Annotated in this window: 5 protein-coding genes and 1 pseudogene; 4 read left to right on the forward strand and 2 right to left on the reverse strand. The window is 60.3% G+C overall.

The window, feature by feature from the left end; all coding sequences use genetic code 11:
• On the reverse strand, window positions 1–950 hold a 950-nt coding region (gene mtnA, locus K8W16_RS00300; protein ID WP_304120155.1), incomplete at its 3' end, for an S-methyl-5-thioribose-1-phosphate isomerase.
• 14 nt (window positions 951–964) lie between these two features.
• Window positions 965–1,963, reverse strand: a complete 999-nt coding sequence (locus tag K8W16_RS00305; protein WP_304120157.1) for an AMIN domain-containing protein — start codon at window positions 1,961–1,963, stop codon at window positions 965–967.
• Window positions 1,964–2,255: 292 nt separating this feature from the next.
• On the opposite strand from K8W16_RS00305, the gene K8W16_RS00310 reads away from it, so the two are divergent.
• From K8W16_RS00310 to K8W16_RS00325, 4 genes and pseudogenes are all read left to right on the forward strand, one after another.
• On the forward strand, window positions 2,256–2,609 hold the full coding sequence (locus K8W16_RS00310; protein WP_304120159.1) for a hydrogenase maturation nickel metallochaperone HypA: 354 nt from the start codon (window positions 2,256–2,258) through the stop codon (window positions 2,607–2,609).
• A 44-nt stretch (window positions 2,610–2,653) separates the two neighbouring features.
• Entirely contained in the window at window positions 2,654–3,322 is a 669-nt protein-coding gene (hypB, locus tag K8W16_RS00315; protein WP_304120160.1) for a hydrogenase nickel incorporation protein HypB, read from the forward strand.
• Window positions 3,315–4,682 carry a folylpolyglutamate synthase/dihydrofolate synthase family protein gene (locus K8W16_RS00320; RefSeq protein WP_304120162.1) on the forward strand — a complete coding sequence of 456 codons (1,368 nt, stop codon included), beginning with the start codon at window positions 3,315–3,317 and terminating at the stop codon, window positions 4,680–4,682. The genes hypB and K8W16_RS00320 overlap by 8 nt, the downstream gene beginning before the upstream one ends.
• Window positions 4,683–4,733: 51 nt before the next feature.
• Window positions 4,734–5,322: pseudogene (locus K8W16_RS00325) on the forward strand (L-seryl-tRNA(Sec) selenium transferase); the annotation flags it as partial.

Genomic DNA, 5,322 nt, shown 5'->3' on the forward strand with positions numbered 1-5,322 from the left:
TTCCCCTTTTCCGACAGGCCGGACATGACGCGCACCTCATCGGCATTTCTTTCCTCAATGGGAATATCGCGCACGCCGTCGCTCAGGGAAAAGTCAAAGGTAGAGGAAGGCAACGCCACATAGAAGGGCACATTGTTGTCGTGTGCGGCAAGAGCCTTCAGATAAGTACCTATCTTGTTCGCGGCATCACCCCGGCGCGTCACGCGGTCGGCCCCGGTGATGACCATATCCACCATACCGTGCTGCATGAGATGGCCCCCGACATTGTCGGCAACAAGGTCGTGCGGGACGCCGTGCATGCCCAGCTCCCATGCCGTAAGGGAAGCCCCCTGATTACGGGGCCGCGTTTCATCCACCCAGACATGCACGGGAATACCCGCATCGAAGGCGGCGTACACAGGGGAAAGCGCGGAACCGTAATCCACAAAGGCCAACCACCCCGCGTTGCAGTGTGTGAGTATGTTGACACATTCCCCTCCCTTGCGTGCAGAGAGCTCTCTGATAACAGCAAGGCCATGCTCTCCTATGCGGCGGCAGAAGCTTGCGTCCTCATCGGCTATGATCTGCGCTTCGGCACGGGCGGCCGCCACGGCCTCCCGCCTGCCGAGGCCAGCCATGGCTTTTTTCTGGCGATCCAGAGCCCAGGCAAGATTGCTCGCCGTGGGGCGTGTGGCGCGCAGTTTTTCCATACTCTGTGCCATGAAGGCGGAAAAATCCCCCTCCGGCGCGGTGCGGGCGGCAATCCATACGCCCCATGCCGCCGTTGCCCCGATGAGTCCCGCCCCGCGCACCTGCATCTCGCGTATGGCGAAACACACCTCTTCCAAGCTTCTCAGGGGGAGCGCACGAAACTCGTGGGGAAGAAGTCTCTGGTCGATGATGAAAAGCGTCTCCTCTTCTCCCTCTCCTTCCGTCCAAATGGTGCGGTAATGCCTGCCGCTTACGTTCATGCTCAAGCCTCCGGCTATTGTATGCTCAGTTCAAGGGCGTTGCGGTTCACGGGAACCAGAGCCACCTTTCCCATGGTCTTCATATCGAGCACGATGCGGGTCTTATCCTCATGCTGTCCCACTCGCACCGCCTGCACAAGCCTGTTGCTGGGCACACGGGGCGCTTCCAGCTCCCAGTTGCCCGCAAGGTCGAGCACCACGCGATCGGGATCGCCGAGGATGGAACAGTGTCCTACCATGGGAGCATTGCCCTGCAAAACCAGCTTGATAAGGCTGCCTTTCATGGAAAACTTCGCGGAAGTGACCACTCTTTCGTATCGAGGCTGCGCCTTCTGGGGCACGGACGGCTCTCCTCCGGCCACAGTGCGGACCTCCTCCAAGGCCTCTTGTACGATACCGGGGGAAGACTCGGCTTTCTTACCACGCTCCGCATTCACCGGGGCGGACTCCTGCGCCGCCTTCAACGTCTTCGTTTCCGATGAGGGAGCGACTTTCTTCCCAGCTTCTGCGGCCTCACCTAAGGAGCGTTCCTCAGAAGAAACGGATACGGCCTTGCTCCCGCCTTCTGGAGGCGCGCTTTTTTCCCGTGCCGCATTTCCAGAAGAAAAGCCCTCCGCTTCGTCGACAGAGGAATCTTCCCTGAAAAATGCGGGGGACTCCGTCAGCACGTCCCCTTTCCCGCCGGGCGCGGATACCGCTTCCGGAAGAAACGTCGAAGGGATGGAGGAAACACCTCCGCTTTTCAAGGGAGAAGCACTTTTCACTTCTGGAAATATTCCGCCGCCCAAAGGCGAGGGATCCGCTGCCGACCAGTCATGCTGCGAGGGCGGCAGGGAAGGCTCACTCTCCGGCTCTCCCCGGCCTTCCTGATACTCGGTGAGTCCGACAATCTTTCCCGATACTTCCGAGAGCCCGGCCTCATAACCGGGTTCATCCTTCAGAACGGCGGCAGCGCCGACAGCGACAGCCAGCATGGCGGCCGCACAGGCGAAAAGACGCAATGTCCTGCTCATATCACCTCTCATGCTTCATGATCCGAAGCGGTATTTCGTTCCTCTATAGCCGAGATGCCCGCACCATGACAAGCAGCCCCGCCATGTGAAAAATTCTGCCACAGTGGACGATACGGCGTTTTTTCTATAGACCAGTTTCATCAACATTCCTTTATGGTTTGAAAGTTCCCCCCTTCCTAGGGGAAAACGAAATCAGGCTCAGGCCCGGCAGGCGGATTCTTTGCACCGCAGAAGAACGGTGCTGCCCGCCGGGCGGCGGAATCCGTCGGCAGTGACGGCAGCGGATAAAAACATGCATGAACTTTCCCTTATGGCAAGCGTGATGGACATAAGCCGGGAGGAACTTTCCCGGCACGGGGCCTCAAGGCTCCTTCTTCTGCGCATACGCTACGGCGTGCTGGACCAAGTTCAGCCCGACGCCATGCACATGGCCTTTGAAGCCATGACTGCGGGCACGCCCCACGAAGGCGCGAAGCTGGAGCTCGTGGAAGAACCTCTAGGCCTCCGCTGCAGCCTGTGCGGACACAGTTTCCAACCCGAGGACAGAAACGCCCTGTACGCTCCCTGCCCTTCCTGCGGTGAAACCGCTCCCTTCGTCCTCACGGGCGGGGAAGGTATTTTTCTCGATCACCTGGAGGCGGAGTAAGCTGCCCCCCTTCTCTTTTCCGACAAACACCTTTGAGGCATACCATGGAAATTCCCGTCGTACGCAATGTTCTGGAAGCCAATGAACGCATCGCCGCGCGCCTTCGCGCCGATTTTACGCGCCGAGGCATACTCGTGCTCAATCTCATCAGCTCTCCCGGCTCCGGCAAAACATCCCTGCTGGAACGCACGCTGAACGACCTTTCGGGAGAATTCCGCATGGCCGTCATCGAAGGCGACCTGCAGACCGACAACGACGCCCGCCGTGTGGCCGCTTCCGGAGCGCAGGCCGTACAGATCAATACGGAAGGTGGCTGCCACCTGAACAGCAGTATGATCAGCGAAGCCCTTCAGTCCCTCAACCTGGAGGGGCTGGACATTCTATTCATCGAAAATGTGGGCAATCTTGTCTGCCCCACGGAATTCGACTGCGGGGAAGACGCCAAAATAGCATTGCTCAGCGTGACTGAAGGGGACGACAAGCCCCAGAAATACCCCTATCTCTTCCGCAAGGCCAAAGCCATGCTTCTCAATAAAACGGATCTTCTGCCTTATGTGGATTTCAACGTGGAAAAGGCCCGCGTCCATGCCCGCGCCGTCAATGCGGAGCTTGCGGTGATGGAAGTGTCCTGCCGCACCCATTCCGGGCTGGACGCCTGGTATGACTGGTTGCGCGCCGCCAGAAAAGCAAAAAAAGAAGCCTCCCATGACTGATCACGGATCCTGCTGCTGCCGCCTGCCAGAAAGCGCGCCCTTCCACTCCTATGAGGAGGTCCTGCAACACCTGGATTCACTGGGCCTCTTTCACATGGATATGGGACTCGGCCGCATGGAACGCGCCCTGCACGCCCTGGAACTCGACAGACTGCGCTGCCCCGCCGTGCAGATTGTGGGCACCAACGGCAAGGGGTCTACGTCGGTCTTTCTGCAGTCCATAGCTATGGCTCACGGCCTGAATGTAGGCCTGTACACCTCGCCCCATTTCGTATGGCCGGAAGAACGCATACGGCTCAACCACACCATGCTCCCCCGCCGCGTCTGGCCGGCCCTCGCCGGGGATGCTCTCCGGGCGGAGAAGGGGCTCACTTATTTCGAGCTGCTCACCGTCATGGCGGCCTCCGCCTTCCAGACCAGCGAAAGTGACCTTGCCATTTTTGAAGCGGGGCTTGGCGGCAGATACGACGCCACCACCGCCCTTCCTGTGGATATGATCTGCTTCGTACCTATGGGCATGGACCACATGAACGTGCTTGGCGACAGCCTCGCCGCCATAGCGGATGACAAGTCCGACGCCCTGCGCGAAGGCGTCGCCATGGCCGTGAGCGCCCCGCAGGAGTCGGAGGCCCGGGATATTCTCTTTGCCAAAGCCGACGCCCGCCAGATTCCCCTGTGCTCCTGCCCCACCAAAGAAAAATGCGGAGGGACCAGAGCCGGAAGCGCTCTTTGGGAGAGCCTGCCCGAAGAGCTGAAGGCATGTTCCGTTCTTCCTGACGATGCCATACTCGGCCTGCGCGGCCCTCATCAGCACGTGAACGCTCAGACTGCCGTGCTGGCCTGGGTGCTGCTCTGCCACCGTTACCGCTGGAAAACCGACTGCCGTACCATTGCCCGGGGACTCAGGCTGGCCTTCATTCCCGGCAGGCTGCAATACGCTCCCGCTTCCGGCGGGCATCCCGCCCTGTGGCTGGACGGTGCGCACAACACCCACGGTATGAAAGCCCTCCTCGCATCCGTCAGAGACATGGGCGAAGAAGAGCGTCCCGGTGCTGTGGTGTTCTCCTGCCTGGCAGACAAGGAGCCGGAAAAACTCACGGCGCTGGTACGCGAACTTGCCGGGGACTTGCCCCTTTTTGTTCCCACCATTAAAGATAATCCCCGAGCCGCACAGGGAAGTGCACTTTCCGCCATGCTCGGCCCGAAAGCCCTTGCCGTGCCCGGCCTGAAAGAGGCCCTTGCGGAAGCAGAACAGGCCGCCGGGAAAAGACCCGTGCTGGTATGCGGTTCCCTGTACCTGCTCTCGGAACTTTTCACTCTCTGGCCCGACCTTCTGGAAGCGCCTCTCGCCTCTTCCTGAACGGCTGCCGAGAGGGAAGGCCCTACCTTCCCAGTCTGTAAGGAGTGTTTCATGTCGTCACTTTTCCGCTTGCTTCCTTCCGTGGATGCCTGCCTGCATCAGCTGGAGGCCGTCTTTCCCGACACGGCCCACGCCGTGCTGCTGGAAAGCTGCCGAGCCGTGCTTGATGAGCTGCGCGACGACATACGCGCAGGCCGTGCAGCCGACGCCTCCGCTCTCTCCATGGAAGCCGTGGAACCGCGCCTCCGTGCCGCCGTGGAAAAAAAGGAGCGCCCCCGCTTCCGACGCGTCATCAACGGCGCGGGCGTAGTGGTACACACCAACCTCGGCCGCTCCGTACTGGCCAAAGAAGCATGCGCGGCCGTAAGCATTGCCGCCTCGGGCTACAGCAACCTGGAATTCAATCTGGAAACCGGGGAAAGGGGCAGCCGCATCAGCCTGGTGGAAGAATTGCTCTGTACCCTCACCGGGGCCGAAGCCGCCCTGGTGGTGAACAACAACGCTGCGGCCGTGCTGCTCATGCTGGATACCCTGTGTAAGGGCGGGGAGGTTATCCTTTCCCGTGGGCAGCTTGTGGAGATAGGGGGAAGCTTCCGTATTCCCGACGTGATGGAGCGAAGCGGCGCTACACTGAAAGAAG

It is taken from the genome of Mailhella massiliensis (assembly GCF_020741395.1).
GTDB lineage: Bacteria > Desulfobacterota > Desulfovibrionia > Desulfovibrionales > Desulfovibrionaceae > Mailhella > Mailhella massiliensis_A.